Source organism: Tepidimonas fonticaldi (assembly GCF_001675355.1).
GTDB classification, from domain to species: domain Bacteria; phylum Pseudomonadota; class Gammaproteobacteria; order Burkholderiales; family Burkholderiaceae_C; genus Tepidimonas; species Tepidimonas fonticaldi.
Genome location: NZ_LZDH01000005.1, coordinates 37817 through 58669, shown reverse-complemented (window position 1 = coordinate 58669; position 20853 = coordinate 37817). Strand labels below are relative to the sequence as shown.

Genomic DNA, 20853 nt, shown 5'->3' with positions numbered 1-20853 from the left:
ACGAAGGGGCTTGCTGGAGCCCAAGAACCGTTCAGCATCTGTTTCGATCCCATCCTACGAAACGATATTGACCCTGAACTCGTCGCCACGAACGAGTGGGCGGGGTAGTGCAGAGGTTCCCTAACAGGTTTTGAGCCGCAGATGGACGCTTTTGATGAGTTGCAAAAAAGAAGCGGCCCTAACGAGCGGTATCTTCCTTATGCGATCGGGGATGGTAGCGTTCGCGCGTTAAAAATTTGCCGTGCGTCCGGTATGACGAGTCTTTTAGATCCGGATTTTACGGTGCTCGAGCTTTTTGAGGTTCTCAAGCCGCTGGCCGAAGTTGTCCGTAGGGTTGAAATCCCCACGGTAGCTTTGGATGACGTTCGAGAAATCGATTTCTTGGATTTTTTGAAAATCGATATTCAAGGGTCTGAGCTGTTGGTTTTTCAGTTCGGGAAGAGTAAGCTAAGTCGGGCGGTTGCGATCCAGGTTGAGGTATCCTTTGTGACGCTTTATAAAGATCAGCCTCCGTTGGGTGAGATTGATTTGGAGCTAAGAAAGCAGGGATTTATTCCTCATTGTTTTGCTGCTGTAAAGCAGTGGCCGATTGCTCCCTGTGTTGTGAACAATAATCCCCGTCAGCCTCTCAATCAGTTGCTGGAGGCAGATTTGGTTTATGTGCGAGACTTTTCTCGGCCGGAATTAATGGATGATGAGCAGCTCAAACATCTGGCGATTGTTGCGCATTATTGCTATCGGTCCGTAGATTTGGCTCTCCGATGCGTAATGTTGTTGGAAAGGCGAGGGGCTATTTCTCCGGGGGCGCAGAAGAAATATTTGGCAAGCTTGCGAGCGTGAGATGAAGTCTGGTTAATCCCCCGGTCCTCTTGGATATTTCATGTTTTTGCACACCACGCATGTCGAGCCGCGGCCGGGACACCGTCTGTTCGTCCGCTTCAACAACGGCATGGCCGGCGAGCTGTCCTTGGCCGGCGAGCTGTGGGGCGAGATGTTCGAGCCCTTGAAGGACCCAGCGTTGTTTGCCACGGCCCGGCATGACGAGATGGCTGGAACGGTGGTCTGGGCCAACGGCGCCGATCTGGCGCCGGAGTTTCTGCTGCAACTGCTCGAGGCCCAAGCGCGTCAGGCTGCATGATGACACTTCCGATGCCGCGTATCCTGTTGCTGGGCAAAAACGGCCAGGTCGGCTGGGAACTGCAGCGCAGCCTGGCCGTCTTGGGGGACGTCATCGCCCTGGACCGTGCGGGCGGCCGCTGGCCGGGGCACGATGCTGCGCTGTGCGGCGACCTGACGGATCTGGACGGCCTGCGTCGCACCGTGGCGGCACTGCAGCCGGCCGCCATCGTCAATGCCGCGGCCTACACCGCCGTGGACAAAGCGGAGAGCGAGCCGGAACGGGCCCACCGCACCAATGCCCAGGCCCCCGGTGCGCTGGCCGAGGCGGCGGCGGCCTGCGGGGCGTGGCTGGTGCACTACAGCACCGACTACGTCTTTGACGGCAGTGGGGAGCGGCCGTGGGCCGAAGGCGACGCAACCGGGCCGCTCAACACCTACGGCCACACCAAACTCGCGGGCGAGGACGCCATCCGCGCCAGCGGCTGCCGGCACCTCATCCTGCGCACCCAGTGGGTGTACGGCGTGCGCGGCGGAAACTTCGCCCGCACCATGCTGCGCCTGGCGCGCGAGCGCGAACGCCTGACCGTGGTGGACGACCAATGGGGCGCGCCCACGGGGGCGGATTTGATTGCCGATGTCACCGCCCACGCGCTGCGGCAGGTGCTTGCCACGGGGCAGGGCAGCGGCACCTACCACCTCGCGGCGGCCGGGGTGACCACATGGCACGGCTACGCCTGTCATGTCATCGAGGCGGCCCGCCGCCGCTGGCCGGACGCGGGCTGGCGCGTCTCGGCCATCGACCCCGTGCCCACCAGCGCTTTCCCGACGCCGGCGCGGCGCCCGCACAATTCGCGGCTGGACACCACCCGCCTGCAGCGCACCTTCGGCCTGCATCTGCCAGCCTGGCAGGCCGGGGTGCAGCGGTGGGTCGAATCGCTGCCGCTGCCCTGATCGGGGTGCCAGGGGGCACGCCGCTGTTGGGGAAATCGCGACGCCTGGCGCGCGCAGCCGGCGTTTGCCTTGACGCTCGGGGGGACGCGTGCTACCGTCGCCGCAACACAAGTCGAAGACCATCGCGCACAGGAGGTCCCTTGAACCGATTCAAAACAGCCTACGCCGCGCTGGCGGGCAGTCTGCTCGTGGGCTTGGGGGGGTGCACCCATGCGCCCATTCCTGTGGCCGAGAATTTTCCGTACACCGCGCAGAAAAAAGTCCGCTCCGCCGGGCACTGGGACGCCGTGGCGGGCCATGTGGTGTCCAACACGCTGACGCGGCTGGGCCAGACCCCCGCGGCAGGCGCCGCCCTTCAGGTCGGCCTGCCGGCGTCGCCCACCGCGTTCGACCGGGCCTTCCGCGAGCTGCTGATCACCCGCTTGGTCAACGAGGGCAAGACGGTCGTCGAACGCGACGACGCCCCCATCAAGGTCAGCTACCAAGCGCAGGTGGTGCGCCACAACAGCGACCGTCCGCACTTCATTCCGGGTCTCTTCACGGCCATCACCTCTGGCGTCTACGTGGCGCACTACCTGGGCGTCCATGCGCACCCCGACGCGGCCATGGTGGGCGGGTTGGGCTACGCCGTGATCGCCGACGTGGCCCGCAGCCAGTACACGGGCGGGCCCACCCACACCGAGGTCATTTTGACCACCACCATCATGCAGGGCGACCGTTACCTCGTGCGCAACACCGACGTGTACTACGTCGAGGACAGCGACGCCACCCTGTTCCAGGTCGTGCGCGGCCCCGCGTCCCGCGAATTCAAGGTGGTGTCCCAATGAGAGCCTTCGCTGCGTTTGCCATGGCGGCGGCCGTGGCCCTGGTCGGGTGTTCGGCGCAGCCCAAAGCCACCCTGCCGACGTACGAGCAGGCAGCTGCGCACCCGTTTCTGCAGGCCAACCGCGATGCGATGGCCAAGCTGCTGGCGGGGCTGCCCGCGGCCCAGGCGTCGCCGCTGCTGGTGGCCACCATTGTCGATGTCAACGACCTGCGCGTGTCCTCGCCGCTGGGGCGCACGCTGTCGGAGCAGTACAGCTCCGCGGCGGCGGCCGCTGGGATCGATGTGCGCGAAATGAAGCTGCGCGGCGACGTGTTCGTGCGCGAGCAAACCGGCGAGCTGCTGCTGTCGCGCGAGATCAAGGACATCGCCCGGGTGCATCAGGCCACGGCGGTGCTGGTCGGCACCTATTCGGTCGCTGGCCAGTATGTGTACGTCAACGTCAAGCTGGTGCGATCGGAAACCGGCCAGATCCTGAGGGGCTATGATTACGCCCTGCCGATGGATCGCGACGTCCAGCGCCTGGTGCGCAAGCCCACGGGCGACTACTGACGGCCAGCCGCCCCTTGCGCCGCATGGGGGCGGGTTTCTTCGTTCAATCATCACCGCCTGATCCTCCCGGGTCGGGCGGCTTCTGCTCATGCGCAAAGGCATCATCCTGGCCGGCGGCTCCGGCACCCGCTTGCACCCGGCCACGCTGGCCGTCAGCAAGCAGTTGCTGCCGGTGTACGACAAGCCCATGGTCTACTACCCGCTCAGCACGCTGATGCTGGCGGGCATTCGCGACGTGCTCGTCATCAGCACGCCGCAGGACACGCCGCGCTTTGCCCAGTTGCTCGGCGACGGCAGCCAGTGGGGCATGAATTTGCAGTACGCCGTGCAGCCCAGCCCCGACGGGCTGGCGCAGGCCTTTCTGATCGGTGCGGACTTCGTGGCCGGGCACCCCAGCGCGCTGGTGCTGGGCGACAACATCTTCTACGGGCACGACTTCCAGCCCCTGCTGCACGCCGCCGATGCGCAAACCACGGGTGCCACGGTGTTTGCCTACCATGTGCACGATCCCGAGCGTTATGGCGTCGTGGAGTTCGACGCGCAGGGCCGTGCGATCAGCATCGAAGAAAAACCCCGGGCCCCCAAAAGCCCCTACGCCGTCACCGGGCTGTATTTCTACGACGAGCAGGTGGTGGATATTGCGCGGGCGGTCCGACCCAGCGCCCGCGGCGAGCTGGAGATCACCTCCGTCAACCAAGCCTATCTGGAGCGCGGCCAGCTCAACGTGCAGATCATGCAGCGCGGCTACGCCTGGCTGGACACCGGCACCCACGACAGCCTGCTGGATGCGGGGCAGTTCATCGCCACGCTGGAGCGGCGCCAGGGCCTCAAGATCGCCTGTCCGGAGGAGATCGCCTGGCGCCAGGGCTGGATCGATGCGGAGCAACTGCATCGGCTGGCCCAGCCCCTGGTCAAAAACGGCTACGGCCAGTACCTGTTGAGCCTGTTGCGATAAGCCCATGCCGTACACCGTCACCCCGACCGCCATCCCCGGCGTGCTGATCCTCGAGCCCAAAGTCTTTGGGGACGCGCGTGGCTTTTTCTTCGAGAGCTTCCACCAGCGCGACTTCGAACAGGCCACTGGGCTCAGCGGCATCGCCTTCGTGCAGGACAACCACAGCCGCAGCCGCCGCGGCGTGCTGCGGGGGCTGCACTACCAGCTGCCGCCGCACGCGCAGGGCAAGCTCGTGCGTGTGGCGCGCGGGGCGGTTTTCGATGTGGCGGTGGACATCCGGCGCGGCTCGCCGACCTTTGGCCGGTGGGTGGGGGTGGAGTTGAGTGAGTCCAACCACCGCCAACTCTGGATCCCGCCCGGGCTGGCGCACGGCTTTCTGACGTTGACCGACAGCGCCGACTTTCTCTACAAGGCCACCGACTACTACGCGCCCGAGTCGGAGCGCTGCATCCGGTGGGATGACCCGACGATCGGCATCGAATGGCCGTCGTTGGGCATGGCCCCGCTGCTGTCGGCCAAGGACCAAGCCGGTCGTGCGCTGGCGCAGGCCGATCTTTCGGAATGAGCCTCTCGGTATCCATCGTCTCCCACGGACACGGTGGGTATTTGCCCACACTGCTGCAACGATTGGCGTGTGTGCAGGCGGTTATCGATCGCGTTTGGCTCACGTTCGACATCCCGGACCCCGCGGTGCAAAGTGTGCTGATGCAGACCCCATGGCCATTCGACCTGCGCATCGTGTGCAACCCGCATTCGCAGTCCTACGCGCGCAACCACAATCGTGCTTTTCAGGCCGAATGTGTTGCCGCGGGCCGGGCACCGACTTACTGGTGGATCTTGAACCCAGACATCGACTGGGTGTGCGACCCTTCCGTGCCTCTGTTGGCTGCTTTCGCCGATCCAGTCGTGGGGCTGGCTTATCCTACACAGGTCGACACCGCCGGTCAGGTACAGGACCATGCCCGACGCCTCCCGACGCTGCCCCAGCTGTTGCGCAGGCTGGCATCCCATGCGCGGGGGGTAACCGACAAGCCCGTTTCCCGACCTGACTGGGTCAACGGTGCTTGCTTCGTCGTCAGAGGGGAGGTGTACGCGCGCCTGGGTGGGTTTGACGAGCGTTACCGCCTGTACGTCGAAGACGTGGAGTTTTGTCTGCGGTTACAGTTGTTCGGCTTTGTTCTGCGCCATGCCGCAGGTTCGCAGGTGGCCCACGTTGCTCATCGGCGCAGTCGCCGTCACATCAGGCACTTGGGCTGGCATCTGGCGGGCTTTGCGCGGCTGTGGACTTCCAAGACGTTCTGGAAATACCTCTGGAGGGGTACTCAATGAACAACCCGCTTGCATCCATGGGTTCGGGCCCTTCCGCGGTGGCGGCAGCACGGCCGCCGCTCGGACATATTCTGGTCGAGCGCGGCAAACTCCAGGCCCGTGATCTCGAACGGGCCCTGGCCGCCCAGCGCGAGACCCCGGGTTACCTCATCGGACAGGTTTTGGTCCGCTTGGGCCTCGTCACCGATGTCGACGTCCTCGATGCACTGAGCGAGCAGCTGCACATCCCGTCCATTGCCCTGGACCAGTTTCCCCCATTTCCTCCGGAAGTGCCGGGTCTTTTACCCGAATTTCAGCGCTCCCAACTGATATATCCCTTGGCGCTGGAGGGGCAGGTCTTGACCGTTGCGCTCGCCAATCCGCAAGATGGCTTTGTCGTCAAGGCGTTGCAACTGGCCACGGGTTTGCAAATTGAGCCGCGCATTGCCCTCGAAGCCGACATCGAAAAAGCCCTGCAAGGCCTAGGCACGGTGGACGACGGGGAGCAAACCCAGGGACAAGGCGACGATGCGGACGCCAGCGAATTCGTCGAGCATCTCAAGGATTTGGCCAGTGAAGCCCCGGTCATCCGCAAGGTCAACCAAATCGTAGGCCGCGTGGTCGACATGCGCGCGTCGGATATCCATCTCGAGCCGTTCGAAGACGGACTGCACGTGCGCTACCGGGTCGACGGCGTCATCGCCACCCACGAGGTCCTTCCGTCAGCTCTCGCTGCGGCCGTCACTTCCCGCGTCAAATTGATGGCCCACCTCGACATCGCCGAGCGCAGGCTGCCCCAGGATGGCCGAATCCGTTCACGCGTCAAGGGCAGGGACCTCGATCTGCGCGTATCGACTGCACCCACCGTTCATGGGGAAAGTGTCGTCATGCGCGTTCTCGACCGGTCCTCTGTGCGCTTCGAACTCGACCAGATGGGTTTTGCGCCGGATACTTTGGCGCACTTTCGTGCCCTTGTCGAGCGTCCGCATGGCATCCTCCTCGTCACCGGCCCCACCGGCTCGGGCAAAACCACCACGCTCTACGCTGCGCTCGCCAAGATCGATGCCGACGCACACAAAATCATCACGGTCGAAGACCCCGTCGAGTATCAGTTGCCTGGTATCAACCAGATCCAGGTGCACTCGGCCATTGGTTTGACCTTCGCGCGGACCCTCCGGGCCATTTTGCGACAAGACCCCGACATCATCATGATCGGCGAGATGCGGGACGCCGAAACCGCGCAGATCGCCGTGCAGTCGGCGTTGACCGGCCACCTCGTTTTGTCCACCCTGCACACCAACACGGCTGCAGGGGCCGTCATCCGGCTCCAGGACATGGGCATCGAGCGTTACCTCATCACCTCCAGCGTCATCGGGGTGCTCTCCCAACGGCTGGTGCGTCGCCTATGTCCAGCCTGCAAGGCGCCGCAAACACCCACCCCGCGGGCTCTGCAGGACACGGGTTTGGACAGGTTTTTGGCAGCGGGACAACCCATCTATCGCCCGGTGGGGTGCGACCAGTGCCGTGGGACAGGCTATCTGGGGCGCACGGGCGTGCATGAACTGCTGATGCTCGACGACGCGCTGCGTCGCAGCATTCTCGATGGGGCCGATGCCGCCCGGCTGCATGCCCAGGCGGTCCAGGCGGGCATGCTCACCCTTCGGGACGACGGCTTGCGCAAAGTCGCGTCGGGCGAAACCAGCCTGGACGAAGTGCTGCGCGTCACCGAGGACCAGTCCGATGCCTGACTTCTGGTACCGCGGCATCGATGCCTCGGGGCGCAGTTGCGAGGGGCACCTGCAAGCGTGGGACGAAGGCTCGGCCCTTCGACAACTCAGGGGGCAGGGCATCTTGGCCCGTGAGCTGTCTGCTGCACCCATCGGGGGCGCCGGTTCCCCGGCCGTGCCAGCGTTACCGCCCCAGCAGACCACGCGGCTGCCTGCGCGATGGCAGCGCTTCTTGGGGCGCTCGTCCCCGCGCGCGGCCGACATCGGCGCCTACACGGCCGAACTCGCCACCATGCTCAAGGCCGGTCTGTCGCTCGATCGGGCGCTGCGTCTGTTGGGTGCCATGGCCCCCCATCCGCAACTGGCAGACGTCAACCAACGACTGCTGGAGGACATCAAGGCCGGACACGCGTTCAGCCGGGCCCTCGCACGACACCCGCGGTTTTTTGACGACTTTTTCGTCAACCTGGTCCGCGCTGGCGAGGCCAGTGGCCACTTGGGCGATGCACTGGCGCGGGTGCAAGAGCACCAGGAACGGGTGCGCACCCTGCGCGAGCGCGCGGTCGCGGCAGCCACCTATCCCGCAATCTTGCTGATCGTCAGCCTGCTCTCCCTGCTCGTCATGCTGCTGTACGTCGTACCGCAGTTTCGCGACGTCTTTGGCGAGTTGGGCGACCGGCTGCCCCTGGCCACCCGGTTCATGATGGGGCTGAGTACCTCGTTGACCGACAACGCCATCGTGTGGGGATTGGCCATCACGGTTATCGTGGCAGGGGTGCTGACCTACTTGCGCAGCGACTCGGGCCGCGCCGCGTGGCGTGTGGCACAGTACCGCTTGCCCCTGGTTGGTCCCCTGCGCACACGGTACCAGCAAGCTGTCTTTGCCCGCACCTTGGGTACGCTGCTTGACAGTGGCGTCAACTTGGTCGCTGCTCTGGGCATTGCCACCGATGCCTTTGGCAACCCTGCGGATCGCCAGCGCATCACAGCCGTCACCGCCGACATCAAAGCCGGTCGGCGCATGGCTGATACATTGCAGAACCTGAACTTTTTTGACCCATTGGTCATCAACCTCGTGCGGGTGGGGGAGGAAACCGGCCGCCTTGGCCCCATGTGGCAAGAAGTCGCCCAGATCCTCGAACGCGAGGTCCAAGCCCGCATGCAGCGTTTGTTGACGGTCCTCGAGCCGCTTCTCATCCTGCTCCTTGGCGCGCTCATTGCCGGCATCATCGTTTCCATCTTGCTCGGCATTCTGGCCGTAAATGATCTGGCGCTATAATTTTTCGATGAAAATGATACCCATGAACACTCGTGTGCATCCTGTGCACCGTGGCTTCACTCTTGTCGAGCTGCTGGTCGTCCTGGTCATCCTGACTCTGCTGGCGGGCTTGGTCGGTCCGCGCTTCCTCAACCAGCTTGGTGGTGCCAAAAGTAAGACCGCCGCCGTCCAGATTGCCGATCTGGAAAAAGGCCTCGATCTCTTCAAACTGGACATCGGTCGCTACCCCACCACCGACGAAGGTTTGGCTGCCCTCGTCAAGGCCCCCTCGGGCTTGCCGTCGTGGAATGGTCCCTATATCAAGGGCGAAGTCCCCCAGGACCCTTGGGGTCGGCCCTACCGGTACACCGCGCAGGGCGGCAAGGTCGAAATCGTCTCGTTCGGCGCGGACGGGGCCCCCGGTGGCGAAGGCGAGGACGCGGACATCCGCAATGCACCCTGATAGCAGGGGTGGCTGGGGCAGGTCATGACCCATCGTGCCAACTGGCGGCGCGGCTTCACGCTCATCGAGCTGCTTGTCGTGATGACCATCGTCGCGGCCATCTCGGCCACGGTCCCTTTTGTGTACGACCGTTGGCAAGCCGCTGCGGCCTATCGCAAAGCGGTGGATGCCATTGCCGACGGACTGCAGTCCGCGCGCCAGCAAGCCACCCGCACCGCACGGCCCACCGCCTTGGTGCTCGATTTGCAGGAGCGCCGCCATGGTCTCTGGCAGGCGCCTGCGCCTCAGCCCGCCTGGTCCGCCGCCTGGCCCCCATCCGTACAAATCCGGGTTGACGTGGCGGAAGGCGCGGTGCCCGCTCCCTGGCTGGGCGTAGTGTTCATGCCAGACGGCGGTGGCACCGGGGGCACCATCGACATTTTGCGCGCGCCGCAAACCGGCACCCGCCTGCGCGTCGACTGGTTGACCGGGCGCTTGGCCCAGCAAGCCATCCTTCCATGACAACCGTGCACGTCCCAGCAGCCCTGGGCCGTCGCCCCGTGGCGGTTCACGGCTTTTCCTTGCTCGAAATGCTGGTCGCCATCGTCATCATGGGCGTATCCATTGCGCTCATCTACCGCAGCCTGGGTGATGGCGCCAGCAAAGCGGCCGATCTGTTGCAGCGGCACAAGGCCACACTTTTGCTCGAAGGCTTGCTGCAAACCCCGCCAGACCGGCTGCCATACCCCGTGCCACAGCAGGGGGCGAGCGGCGATCTCGCTTGGCGCATTGAGCCCGTTACCGATGTCCCCCAACCGCAACTGCTTGGGCCAGACGTCGCCCCCGGCGGCGCGGGCGCCACGGCAGCCGCGCCGCCGCCCGTTCGCCCGCAGGCCCTGCGCTACACCGTCTGGTGGGGTGATGGGCGACGCCAGATCAGCGTCGTCACCTGGCGCTTGGCTCCCACCGCGGGGCAAGGTACGCCATGAGGGGCGCACGGTATCGGCGCACGTGGGGCTTCACCCTCGTCGAAGTCCTCGTCGCCCTCGTGCTCTTTTCCCTTTTGGCCGTCGGTCTGGGGGGGGCCTTGCGCGCCTTGGGCGACACGCAAGAGCGGGTTCTGCGCCAGTCCCAGCGGGTCGAGACCATGGTGGCGGTGGGGGCGTTTTTGCGTACCGTCACTGGCGCCGTCGTGCGGGACGAATACCGATCTGCCGACCCCGGGGCTGCGGCCACTGCCGCGCGCCTGCGCTACCAGATCGCGCCGCACGAACTGCAATGGATCGGCATCATGCCCGCCCGTCCGGCCATGGGTGGGCGGACCGAGTTCCGCCTCGCGCTCGAGCCGGACGCCTCCGCCCCTGCCCGTCGGCACCTCGTGCTGCGCCATCGCCCGTGGATGCCGCTGACCGCCGCCAATACCGCTCCCGCGGGGTTCCTCGACTGGTCGGCTGCCGCAGCCGAAATCTTGGCCGAAGACGTTACGGAACTGGTCATCCAGGTGCGCGGCGAGCGGCCATCCGGTTGGCCGCCCGATCGACCCTGGGATGCCGATTGGCGCGCCGACTGGCCTGCTGACGCCAACGATCTGCCCCAGGCCATCCGGCTGCAGATTACGGATCGCCACGGCCATTGGCCGCCTCTGCTGGCCACCATCTTCCCCACGGTACCCAGCGCCGGCGGCCTGTCGCAGGCTGTGGTGGGCGGTACTCCCGTACGTGGGAGGGCGCGATGACTGGCCGCACTGGCTGCGCCCGTGGCATGGCCCTGGTCGCCGTCCTGTGGATGCTCGCGGCGTTGTCCGGGGCCGCCCTCGGACTGTCCGCCTGGGTGCGCAGCGAGGCCCGCCTGCGCCAAGCCGACGTCGCCCGCCTAAACGCCACGGCCGCCGCCCAAGCGGCCCTCGTCCACGTTCTGGCGGCCCACCCGTGGGGCGGTGGGTCGCCACCTGCGCGACAGCGCTGGACGGTGACTGTGCTGGACACGCCTGTCCAAATCGACTGGTCCACGGCCCAAGCGGCCATCGACATCAACCGCGCGCCGCAGGACTTGCTCCAGGCCGTCCTAGCCCACGCTGGGGGGCTCCCGTCAGACGCGGCCGCGCGCTGGGCGGCCGCCATCGTGCAAACCCGGGCCGACCCGGCACTGTCCGGCCGTCCCGCCTACGACGCGGTCGAGGACCTGCTCACCCGTCCCGGCCTGCCGTTTCCGGTCTGGATGGCGGTGCAATCCCTGCTGACCGTGGACAGCGACGACCCCGCCCTCGACCCCCAGGCGGTGGATGACAGCCTGCTCATCGTCTTGGCGCAGGGTGACGCAGGCCGTGCGGCGGCCTGGGCGCGCGCCAGGTCCATGCAGACCGATGGGGACCTGTCCACCATACCCGCGCCGTGGATTCGCCAGACCCCTGGCAACCGCTGGAAAGCCGTCGCCCACGTGCAGACCGAAGACGGCACGTTCCAAGTGACGTGGATGCTCGTTCAAGGCGCACCAATGGCCGACCGTTCGCCGTGGCGTCTGCTGCGGCAAACGGTCCGATGGGTGCCTTCCGGCTAAACTTCCAAGGTTATGCCAAACCCGGGTGATATCACTGCCCCCCAACCCCAGGCCGCAGCTGCCACCCGTGGCGGCAGTGGCCTGTGGGCGTCCTCGCCCCTGTTGCGCGGGCTGTCGCGTGCCTGGCAGCGCGGGGGGCGTCGCATCGCCTCGTGGCTGCGCCCCCCCACCGTGGTCGAACTCCCCCCCCAGGCAGCCGGCCCCGCCCGTCTGTACGACGCCACCGGCCGTGCCTGCCCGGGCTTGGCCCCCCGTTCCTGGCGGCTGTGGGGCATCCGGCGCTGGCACGCCGACCCCGTGGCCGACGACCTGCTGCTGCGTCGCACCTGGTGGCAACCCGGCACCGACGACGACGCCCACCGCGCCGCGGTGGCCCTGCGCGGACGGCTCGAAAGCCCCTTTCCACCCGACGACACCCTGTTCCTGTGGGCCGATCAACCCGCCGACGGGGGGCGACAGGTGCACGCGCTGTGGGCCTCTCGCCGGTTGCTGCAGCAACGCCACCCCCAGCATTGGCAAACCGGCAGCCGCCGCCTGCTGTGGGTGGAACTGCCGCCCGCCACCGATCGCTGGGTCCCGCTGCCCACCCCGGCCCAGCGCGCCATGCACCGGTGGCGCAACACCCGCGCCGCGCTCAATGCGGCAGCCTGGCTGCTGGCGTTGGCCGCCGTGGCCGCCCTGGCCGTCACCCCCAGTTGGCAACTGCGCCAGCGGGCCATCGACGCCCAGGCGCAGTGGGCCCAACTGCAGCAGCAAGCGGCGCCGGCCCTGGCCAGCCGGCAGCAGCTTACCGTCGCCATGGAACACATCGACGCCTTCGACCGCACCACCGCGGCCCTGCGCGACCCCGTTGCCCTGCTGGACTGGATCACGGCCCAGCTGCCCGACGACACCCACGTCAGCGACCTCGAGCAGGAAGGCGACACCCTCCGCCTGCAGGGGCTGACCCCCAACGCCGCCGCCCTCATGCGCCGCCTGGGCGACCAGCCGGGGGTGGCCGCCGTTACCGCCAGCCGCCCGGCCACCAAAGTCACCGGGTTGGGCAAAGAGTCGTATTTCATCGAAATCCGCTTCGCCCCGGTACCGTTAGCCCCGCCCGCAGCCCCGGGCGCCCCCGCCCAGCCATGACGCCACCCCCTGTTGCCACCCCCCCAGCCACCGCTGCTGCGGTTGCCGCGCAACCGGGCCGTGCCCCGCGCGCGCCCGCCCGCCAGCGCTGGCTGCCTGCCCTGTGGGTGCTTCCCTGGCTGGCCGTGCTGGTGGTACCCGCGGCACTGCTTGGGGTGTATGTGTACGACAAGCACCGCCAAGTCACCGCAGCCCTGCAGGACCTGGCTCCGCGCTACGCCCGCCTGTTGGGCCTGCAGCAGCAAGCCGCCCCCCTGGCCGATCTGGCCCAGGCCGCCCAGGCGGCGCTGGAGCAGCGCCTCTATGTCGCTGCCACCGACCCCGGTGCCGTTGCCAACGAAGCCCTACAACGCGCCCGCACCGCGCTGGAGGAGGCCGGCCTCAGCATCGAGGCCAGTCAGGCCGCCCCCGCGCAGGACGACGGCCCCCTGCAGCGCATTGGCCTGAACTTCACGGCCGAAGGCGACATGGCCGCCATCGTCGCCGGTCTGCAAAAACTGCAATCCAGCCGCCCCGCCATCCGCGTGCTCAAGATCGCCATCCGCCCAGCGGGTCTGACCCCGCCCAGCAGCAACCCCCGGCTCAAGCTCCAGCTCAATCTGGCTGTCTGGAGGCAAAAAGCACCATGACCCGCTGGCTACCCCTGACGGCCGCGCGGCTTGCCGCGCTCATCGCCGCTGCTGCCGCGCTTGGCCTGGCGGCGTTGTGGCTGCGGCCTGCCGGCCACGCCACCGCCGGCCCCCAGGCCTGGCGCGTATGGGTGCAGGACGCCGACTGGGGGGCCGTCCTGCGCGATCCGCTGGGTGCGGTCACCCTCCATCAGCCCCGCTGGGTTCCGCCGGCCGCCGTGGCGCCCGTCCTGCCGCCGCCACCGGCGCCGCTCGCATCCGCTGCCGTCGGCACCACCGCCATGCTGGAGCGGCCCCTGTTCGTCCCCAACCGGCGCCCGGCGCCGCCCCCGCCACCGCCCGAAGCCGCCAAACCGCCCGATCCCCTGGAGGGCGCGGCGCTCGTCGGTGCGCTCGTCGGCGAACATCCCATGGCCATCATCCGCACGGCCGACGGCACCCGCCGTCTGGCCGTCGGGGCCACCGTGGGCGACTGGACGCTGCGGTCCGTGGACGCCTTGCAAGCCCAGTTCGCCCGCGGCGACGAAACCCGCACCATCGCACTGACCGTCGCCCCCTTGGGGGCGCCCAACCCCAACGCCCGGCCGGCTGCCGCAGCCCCGGCGCCGGGGGCGGCCCCTGCGGCCCACAACCTACCGCCCAACCTGCAGGCCGTCCTCGAGCGCACCCGGCGCGAGATGGAAGAGCGCGCCCGCGCCCGCGCCGCCGCCGGCCTGCCTCCCTTGCAATAAACAAGAACAGGCACCACAGAACCTCGGCCCTCCAGCGGGGCCCCTTCATCCGAATGCACGCCATGTCGCCTTCTTCCTGTTCTCCCTGTGTTCCGCACCCGCCGACCGGGCTGCGGCCCTGGGCCGTGCCGCTGCGCCCGCGGCTGACCGCCCTGGCCGTCATGGGCGCACTGGCCCTGCAAGCCTGCGCGACGGCCCGTCCCCCCATCCCCCCACAGCCCACGGCCGCTGCCAGCGCGCAGGGCGCCACCCCGGCAGCGCCGGGCGCGTCCGACGCCGTGCCCGACGCCACCGCCGGCGCCCCGGTCTCGGCCCCGGCAGGCGACGCCCCGGCGGACGGTGCTGCGCCCGCCGCCCGCGCCCCCCAGCAGCCCGCCGGTGCCGAGCGCATCCTGCGCGGCACCGACCGCATCGTCGGCCCCAACCGGGCCGCCCCCGTGGCGGGCGCCAACACCGCCCTGCGCTTCGAGGCGGCGCCCCTGGCCGACGTGGTCCACGCCATACTGCGCGAGCTGCTGCAGGTCAACTACGTCGTCCATCCCCCTCTCAACGGCAGCGTCACCCTCTCCACCGGGCAGCCGGTCAGTGCCGAGCGTGCCCTGGTGCTGCTCGAGGCGGCCCTGCAAGCCAACGGCTACCAAATGCTGCGCGACGCCGCCGGCACCTACCACGTCGGCAAAGCCGAGCAACTGCGCGCCGTCGTGCCCGGCGTAGCCGTGCGCGACCTGGGGGCGACCGCGCCCCTGCCGGCGGGGCAGGGCGTTCTGGTCGTGCCGCTGCGCTACATCGGCGCGGCCGAAATGGCCGCCATCCTGCGCCCCTTTGCGCCCGACCCCGCCATCGCCCGCGTGGACGCGCTGCGCAACCTGCTCGTCCTCACCGGCACCCGGGGCCAGCTCGACGGCTGGCTCGACCTGGTGCAAACCTTCGACGTGGACCTGCTGCGCGGCATGTCCGTCGGGGTCTTCCCTCTGCAGCACATCGGTGCGCGCGATGTGGAAGCCGCGCTGCGCCTGCTGTCCACCACCGGCGGGGCAGGGCGCGCTCCGGCGGCTGCCGCCGCGGGCAGCCCCACGCCGCCGCCTGCCGGCAACGCCGCTGCCGCCACCGACGCGGTCACCAACGTCCCCTTCCCGCTGCTGGGCGCCGTGCGCGTGCTGCCGCTGGAGCGGGCCAATGCCGTCGTCATCGTCACCCCGCGGGCCGAATACCTGGACCTGGCCCGCGAATGGATTGCCAAGCTCGACCTGCCCGGCCTGGGCAGCAGCGACAGCCAGCTTTTTGTCTACCGCGTGCAAAACGGCAACGCCCGCCACCTGGCCGACGTGCTGGCCGGCCTGTTTGGTGCCGCGCCGCCCGCCACCCCGCCGGGCGGCTCCACGGGGGTGGCCCCCGGCGCCACCGTGCAAAGCGCCGCCAGCGCCCCGCCCGCGGGCAACTACGCCTCGCTGCCCGCCGTCGCGGGGCAGGCCGCCCAACAAGGCACCAGCCCCGCCGTCACCCTGACGGGCGGCCTGCGCGTCATGGCCGACCAATACAACAACGCCATCCTCGTCTGGGGCAGTGCCGGCCAATACCGCCAGGTGGAGCAGGCCCTCAAACGGCTGGACGTTGCACCCACCCAGGTCCTTATCGAAGCCAGCATCATCGAAGTCCAACTCGTCGACGACCTGCAATACGGCATCCAGTGGTTCTTTACCGACCGCCACGGCAGCAACAGCGGCAGCGGCGTGCTCAACGCCCTGGCCAACCTGGGCGACGCCCGGGGCGCCTTCACCTACACCCTGCGGGGCGCCAACGGCAACATCCGCGCCGTCCTCAACGCCCTGGCCGAAAAGTCGCTCATCAAAGTCATCTCCAGCCCCAGCCTGATGGTGCTGGACAACCACACCGCCAGCATCGTCGTGGGCAACCAACAGCCCGTCCGCACGTCCGAAACCGTCACCACTGGCGGCAACGTCACCACCAGCATCACCTACAAGGACACGGGCGTCAGCCTCACCGTCACCCCCTCGGTCAACGCGGGCGACCTGGTCACCCTGCAACTGCAGCAGGCCGTCACCGACGTCGGCGCCGTGGACACCGCCACCGGCCAGCGCGCCTTCCTGCAGCGGCAAATCGGCAGCCGCGTCGCCGTGCGCACCGGCGAGACGCTGGTGCTCGGCGGACTCATCCGCGACAACAGCACCAGCGGCAATGCCGGCCTGCCCGTGGCCAAGGACATCCCCCTGTTTGGCTGGCTGTTCGGTGCCCAAAACCGCAGCGCCAACCGCACGGAACTGCTCGTCCTCATCACCCCGCGCGTGCTGCGCAACACCGACGACAGCGCCGAGGTCGCGCGCGAGCTGCGCCAACGCATGCAAACCCTGCTGGGCGCGGGGCTGCACTCCACACTGCCGCCACTGCCCGCCCCATCCAACCCATGACCGTGATGACCCTCTCCAACGCACCGACGACCATGACTGCCCCCCTTGCTGACCATGCCGCCACCGTGCCACCCCGGCCCCAGGCGCCCGCCCGGTCAGTCCACCGGTCTGCCACCCGGTGGGCCTTGGCGTGGGCCGCCTGTGCCGCCGCCCTGCTGGCGGCCTGCGCCACGCCCCCGCGCGACCCCGTCGCCGCAGCGCAGGCCACCGTGCAACAGCGCGCCCAGCAGCGCGCCGACGCGATCGTGCGCCAAGACGCCGCCGCCGCCTACGCCCTGGCTTCCCCCGCCTACCGTCGCCTGGTGACGCCAGACGTGTACGCCGTGCGCCGCGCAGCGGTGCCGGTGCAATGGCTCAGCGCCCGGGTCCACCAGGTGGACTGCCCGCTGGACGGTGCCGAGCCCCCCGTGCGCTGCACCGTGCGGCTGGAAATCACCAGCCAGCCCCGCCTGCCCCTGCCCGGGGCGGCGCGCGCCCCCTTCAGCGGCTTTGTGCAAGAGACCTGGGTGCGCGACGGCGACCAATGGTGGATGCTGGAGGAGTTGTGACCCCCCATCCATCCACCCCCGGGCTTACCCGCGTTGCATGGCCGCAACAAACCGCCACGTCGGGCCTGGCTGCTTGGGGTGGCGGGGTCAGGTGTGCTAGAGTAGCCCCTGCGAGTCGTTTCCACATTCGCGAATCAACCACAACTGGAGGTTCCATGAAAAAGTCGTACATCGCACTGGCGATCGGTGCGCTGGCTGCAGGTGCCGCGCAGGCTGGTGTCGTGACTACCAGCACGGGTGCAGCCACTCTTGAGGTCAACCCCAACGGCATCGGTCACAAACTGGTGGTTCCGTACTACACGGTACAGAACAACAACGCCACCCTGCTCAACATCGTCAACCACGACCAGACTAACGGTAAGGCGGTCAAGATTCGCTTCCGCGGTGCGGCGAACTCGGACGATGTGTTTGACTTCACGCTGCTGCTGTCGCCGGGTGATGTTTGGACGGCTGCGATCACCGCTGATGCTGATGGCACCGCGAAGCTGACGACCGCGGACAACTCTTGCACGTTGCCGGCCAAGGCTGACATCAACCGCAAGTTCGTCACGACCCGCCTGGATCCGTACAGCTCCAAGTCTGTGGCTGAGCAGACCCGCGAAGGTTATGTTGAAATTATCAACATGGCCGATATCACGAAGAATACGGCAACGACTTCTTTGTGGTACGCGGTCAAGCACAACAGCAGCGGTGTACCCAATAGCTGTGGCTCGTCTGTGGTGACGGCGCTTCTGGATTCCTCGCTGATCGAGTCGTCTACTCTGTCGGATTATCTGGCTCGCGGCTTGGAGAATCCGTCCACCGGCTTGTCGGCGGATTGGATCATCATCAACCAAACGACGACTGCGGCGTGGTCGGGTCAAGCAACTGCCCTGGAGGCTCGCGATGCTGCCGGCGGGCGGGCGGAAAAGGCCAACTTGGTGTTCTTCCCGCAGATCGAGACGGAGTTTGGTGTTTCCGCGACAACCGCCGGGCAGTGGACGGCTGACCCCCTGCTTGCGGGTGGTACGGTGAAAGCTCAGCCGTTCGATTTCCCCGATCTGTCCACTCCTTACAGTGCAGCTGGCGCAACGACGGCAAACGAGTTGTTGGTCTCCACTAGAACTCTGGCCAAGACTTCGGTGGCCAATGAGTTTGTGACGTCGGCCGAGATCGCTGGCGCAACCGACTTTGTGTTCTCGCAGCCGCTGCGCCGCTATTACGTTGCCGTGAACTACATGGGGGGGACGGACGGCAAGACCGCTACTCAAGTTCCGCTGAGCACTTCGGTTGGCGTGCCTTACGGCCCCGGTCTGACGACGGTCAGCGATCGCGTGGTGTGTTTGGTCCGTTCTGGCAGCCAGCCGACTTTCCTGAGCTACACGGCGTTCAACCGCGAAGAGGCGACGCTGAGCGGCAGCACCTCGGCGGTCGTGTCGCCTGGCGGCCCTGGTCAAACCTTCCGCCTGTGTGGCGAGGTTGCCGTGACGTCCATCAACGCGGGCAGCAACACGGCGCCTTCCGCGCTGGGGGGCACGCTTGCGCGCAACAACATTGAGCTTCCGTATGCTGACGGTTGGTTCCGTTTGGATACGGACAGCAACGGTAGCACCAGCGGTGGTGGTCTGCCGATCATTGGTAACGCCCATCTGCGTGCAGCGAACGGCCCGGTTAACTATGGCTTCACGTGGGGTCATAAGTACAACTACTGATCTCGCTCTTGACCGCGGCGCTTTGAGTGCCGCCAGTTGATTCGCGAACGTGCACAGGGGCTGGCAACAGCCCCTGTTTTTATTTTTGCTATGCTTGTTCGCTGTTTTGTGCCAACCCTTGCTTGACCATGCTTGTTGACGTGACCCCACTGCGCCCATCGCGCGCGCTGCGCGCTGCTGCCTTGGTACTCACACTGGGCTGCGCGGCGGCGGGTGCGCCCGCCCAAGTCTTGTTGCAACACCCCCAGGCCCGGCTGGAGGCCGCGGATTTGCAAGCCGACTGGGCGCGCCTGCCCCCGGCCCAGCAGCCGTTGGCGCGGCAGTCGGTGCCCGCCATTCGCCAGCAGGCCGATGCGCTGCTGGTGCGCCGTGTGCTGGCCGCCCAGGCGGCAGCGGACGGGCTGGAGCGCGATCCCCTCGTCCAGCGCCAGTTGCAACTGGCGCGCGAACGGGTGTTGTCCGACGCCTTGCTGGCCCGCGTGGACGCCCAGGCCGTGGCCGACGAGCAGGCGCTGCAAGCCTATGCCCGCCAGCGCTACCAGGCACAGCCCGAGCGGTTTGCCCTGCCGGAGCAGGTGCGTGTGCGCCACATCCTGCTGCGCGGCGACGACGCCGACGCCCAGGCACAAGCTGTGCTGGAGGCACTGCGCGGCGGCGCCCGCTTCGAGGACGTGGCGCGCGAACGCTCGCAAGACCCGGGCAGCGCCGCCACGGGGGGCGATCTGGGCTTTTTTGGCAAAGGCCGCATGGTGCCCCCGTTTGAAGAGGCCGCTTTTGCGCTCAAGGCGCCGGGCGACCTGTCCGGCCCGGTGCGCACACAGTTTGGCGTGCACATCCTGCAACTGGTGGAACGCCGCCCCGCCGGCCAGCAGCCCTTTGCCGAGGTGCGCGCCGCCTTGGTGGAAGAGGCCGCCCAGGCCCTGCGCAACCAGGCCCGGGTGGAACTGCGCGACCGCATTCTGCGCGACGTGACGGCCGACGAGGCCGCGTTTGCGCCCCTGGTGCAACAGCCGGCGCAGTGACCCGCGCCACCGTGACGCCGCCATCCGCGCCCGTGCCACGCCCCCCGCGCGCGACGCTGTGGGCCCAGCGCCATGTGCTGCGCGCGCTGTGGTGGCGCCAGTGGCGCGACCGCTATGCGGGCAGCGCCTTGGGCGGGCTGTGGGCGCTGTTGCAGCCGCTGGCGCAGTTGGCGCTGTACGCGCTGGTGTTTCAGTGGATTTTTCAGGTACGCTTGCCGCAGGCCACCCCGGGGCAACCCTATGTGGTGTGGCTGGCATTGGGCCTGTGGCCCTGGATGGCGCTGCAAGAGGCGCTGGTGCGCGGTGCCGGGGCGGTGGTGCAACAGGCCGCGCTGGTGCAAAAGGTGGCGTTTGACAGCGCGTGGCTGGTGGTCGCCGCCGTGGGCGCGGCGTTTGCCCTGCATGGGCTGGGCCATGCCTTGGTGCTGGTGGCACTGGCCTTGGGTGGCGCGGCGTTGTCCCCCGCCCTGCTGTGGCAGTGGCCGCTGACGTGGCTGGCCCTGCTGGGCGTGGCGCTGGGCGCCGCGTTTTGGCTGGCGGCGGCCCAGGTGTATGTGCGCGACGTGGAGCCGTTGCTGCCCCAGGTGCTGCCGCTGCTGATGTACGCCAGCCCCGTGCTGTACCCGCTGGCGCTGGTGCCGCCCGCCCTACAGGCGGTGCTGGCCGTCAACCCGCTGACGGGGCTGCTGGAGCCGCTGCGTGCTGCTGCCTTGGGTTGGGGCAGTGGCTGGTCGCCGTGGCAGGCCGCAGGGGCGTTAGGTCTGTGCGCGGCATGGGCCGCATTGGGTTGGTGGGGCTTCCATCGCCTGTCGCCGGACTTTGAGGATGCGTTGTGACTTCTGACGCGCTGCCTGCGCCGGGCACCCCCCCGAGCGCTTTGCCAAGTTCGGCCGAACCCCTGGTGGTGCTGCGGGGCGTAGGGAAGGACTATCCGCTGGCCCAAGGGTGGCGGCGCTGGGCCTTGTTGTGGTCAGCGTGGCGGCGTCG

At 67.8% G+C, this 20853-nt stretch carries 22 protein-coding genes and 1 pseudogene; all 23 read left to right on the top strand.

The window, feature by feature from the left end; translation table 11 throughout:
• Nucleotides 1-126: 126 nt before the first annotated feature.
• Nucleotides 127-840 (top strand): annotated as a pseudogene (locus A9O67_RS12825) (FkbM family methyltransferase); the annotation flags it as partial.
• Nucleotides 841-880: 40 nt separating this feature from the next.
• Nucleotides 881-1138, top strand: coding sequence for a DUF2442 domain-containing protein (locus A9O67_RS01135; protein ID WP_068606546.1), 258 nt, complete (start codon nucleotides 881-883; stop codon nucleotides 1136-1138).
• 11 nt (nucleotides 1139-1149) lie between these two features.
• Nucleotides 1150-2070 (top strand): dTDP-4-dehydrorhamnose reductase, encoded by a 921-nt coding sequence (rfbD, locus tag A9O67_RS01130; protein WP_068606544.1) that lies wholly within the window; start codon nucleotides 1150-1152, stop codon nucleotides 2068-2070.
• Between the two features lie 140 nt (nucleotides 2071-2210).
• A complete protein-coding gene (locus A9O67_RS01125; RefSeq protein ID WP_068606542.1) occupies nucleotides 2211-2897 on the top strand; it encodes a hypothetical protein in 687 nt (228 codons plus the stop codon).
• A complete protein-coding gene (locus tag A9O67_RS01120; RefSeq protein WP_068606540.1) occupies nucleotides 2894-3445 on the top strand; it encodes a FlgO family outer membrane protein in 552 nt (183 codons plus the stop codon). The genes A9O67_RS01125 and A9O67_RS01120 overlap by 4 nt, the downstream gene beginning before the upstream one ends.
• A gap of 88 nt (nucleotides 3446-3533) precedes the next feature.
• A complete protein-coding gene (gene rfbA / locus A9O67_RS01115; protein ID WP_068606538.1) occupies nucleotides 3534-4400 on the top strand; it encodes a glucose-1-phosphate thymidylyltransferase RfbA in 867 nt (288 codons plus the stop codon).
• Nucleotides 4401-4404: 4 nt separating this feature from the next.
• Complete coding sequence (gene rfbC, locus A9O67_RS01110; RefSeq protein WP_068606536.1) at nucleotides 4405-4965, top strand: dTDP-4-dehydrorhamnose 3,5-epimerase; 561 nt, start codon at nucleotides 4405-4407, stop codon at nucleotides 4963-4965.
• On the top strand, nucleotides 4962-5729 hold the full coding sequence (locus tag A9O67_RS13310; RefSeq protein ID WP_197484391.1) for a glycosyltransferase family 2 protein: 768 nt from the start codon (nucleotides 4962-4964) through the stop codon (nucleotides 5727-5729). Before rfbC ends, A9O67_RS13310 begins: the two co-directional genes overlap by 4 nt.
• Nucleotides 5730-5746: 17 nt before the next feature.
• The gene (gspE, locus tag A9O67_RS01105; protein WP_068606534.1) at nucleotides 5747-7456 is read left to right on the top strand and encodes a type II secretion system ATPase GspE; all 1710 of its coding nucleotides are present in this window, start codon (nucleotides 5747-5749) and stop codon (nucleotides 7454-7456) included.
• Nucleotides 7449-8714 (top strand): type II secretion system F family protein, encoded by a 1266-nt coding sequence (locus A9O67_RS01100; RefSeq protein WP_068606532.1) that lies wholly within the window; start codon nucleotides 7449-7451, stop codon nucleotides 8712-8714. Before gspE ends, A9O67_RS01100 begins: the two co-directional genes overlap by 8 nt.
• Before the next feature lie 7 nt (nucleotides 8715-8721).
• Nucleotides 8722-9156, top strand: coding sequence for a type II secretion system major pseudopilin GspG (gspG, locus tag A9O67_RS01095; protein WP_068606529.1), 435 nt, complete (start codon nucleotides 8722-8724; stop codon nucleotides 9154-9156).
• Between the two features lie 24 nt (nucleotides 9157-9180).
• Nucleotides 9181-9657: a pilus assembly FimT family protein gene (locus A9O67_RS01090; protein WP_068606527.1), complete on the top strand. Its 477-nt coding sequence runs from the start codon at nucleotides 9181-9183 to the stop codon at nucleotides 9655-9657.
• The gene (locus A9O67_RS01085) at nucleotides 9654-10124 is read left to right on the top strand and encodes a prepilin-type N-terminal cleavage/methylation domain-containing protein (protein WP_082955259.1); all 471 of its coding nucleotides are present in this window, start codon (nucleotides 9654-9656) and stop codon (nucleotides 10122-10124) included. The genes A9O67_RS01090 and A9O67_RS01085 overlap by 4 nt, the downstream gene beginning before the upstream one ends.
• Nucleotides 10121-10870 (top strand): prepilin-type N-terminal cleavage/methylation domain-containing protein, encoded by a 750-nt coding sequence (locus A9O67_RS01080; protein ID WP_068606523.1) that lies wholly within the window; start codon nucleotides 10121-10123, stop codon nucleotides 10868-10870. Before A9O67_RS01085 ends, A9O67_RS01080 begins: the two co-directional genes overlap by 4 nt.
• Nucleotides 10867-11691 (top strand): hypothetical protein, encoded by an 825-nt coding sequence (locus A9O67_RS01075; RefSeq protein ID WP_156682215.1) that lies wholly within the window; start codon nucleotides 10867-10869, stop codon nucleotides 11689-11691. Before A9O67_RS01080 ends, A9O67_RS01075 begins: the two co-directional genes overlap by 4 nt.
• Before the next feature lie 171 nt (nucleotides 11692-11862).
• The gene (locus A9O67_RS01070; protein WP_197484390.1) at nucleotides 11863-12819 is read left to right on the top strand and encodes a PilN domain-containing protein; all 957 of its coding nucleotides are present in this window, start codon (nucleotides 11863-11865) and stop codon (nucleotides 12817-12819) included.
• A complete protein-coding gene (gene gspM, locus A9O67_RS01065) occupies nucleotides 12816-13448 on the top strand; it encodes a type II secretion system protein GspM (protein ID WP_082955258.1) in 633 nt (210 codons plus the stop codon). Before A9O67_RS01070 ends, gspM begins: the two co-directional genes overlap by 4 nt.
• Nucleotides 13445-14179, top strand: coding sequence for a hypothetical protein (locus tag A9O67_RS01060; protein WP_068606515.1), 735 nt, complete (start codon nucleotides 13445-13447; stop codon nucleotides 14177-14179). The genes gspM and A9O67_RS01060 overlap by 4 nt, the downstream gene beginning before the upstream one ends.
• 62 nt (nucleotides 14180-14241) lie before the next feature.
• Complete coding sequence (gspD, locus tag A9O67_RS01055) at nucleotides 14242-16605, top strand: type II secretion system secretin GspD (protein WP_156682213.1); 2364 nt, start codon at nucleotides 14242-14244, stop codon at nucleotides 16603-16605.
• Entirely contained in the window at nucleotides 16602-17153 is a 552-nt protein-coding gene (locus tag A9O67_RS01050; protein WP_197484389.1) for a hypothetical protein, read from the top strand. Before gspD ends, A9O67_RS01050 begins: the two co-directional genes overlap by 4 nt.
• Before the next feature lie 155 nt (nucleotides 17154-17308).
• Nucleotides 17309-18844, top strand: a complete 1536-nt coding sequence (locus tag A9O67_RS13305; RefSeq protein WP_068606511.1) for a hypothetical protein — start codon at nucleotides 17309-17311, stop codon at nucleotides 18842-18844.
• Nucleotides 18845-18972: 128 nt separating this feature from the next.
• The gene (locus A9O67_RS01040; RefSeq protein WP_082955257.1) at nucleotides 18973-19866 is read left to right on the top strand and encodes a peptidylprolyl isomerase; all 894 of its coding nucleotides are present in this window, start codon (nucleotides 18973-18975) and stop codon (nucleotides 19864-19866) included.
• Nucleotides 19867-19898: 32 nt separating this feature from the next.
• Complete coding sequence (locus tag A9O67_RS01035; RefSeq protein WP_197484388.1) at nucleotides 19899-20702, top strand: ABC transporter permease; 804 nt, start codon at nucleotides 19899-19901, stop codon at nucleotides 20700-20702.
• The last annotated feature ends 151 nt before the right edge of the window (nucleotides 20703-20853 follow it).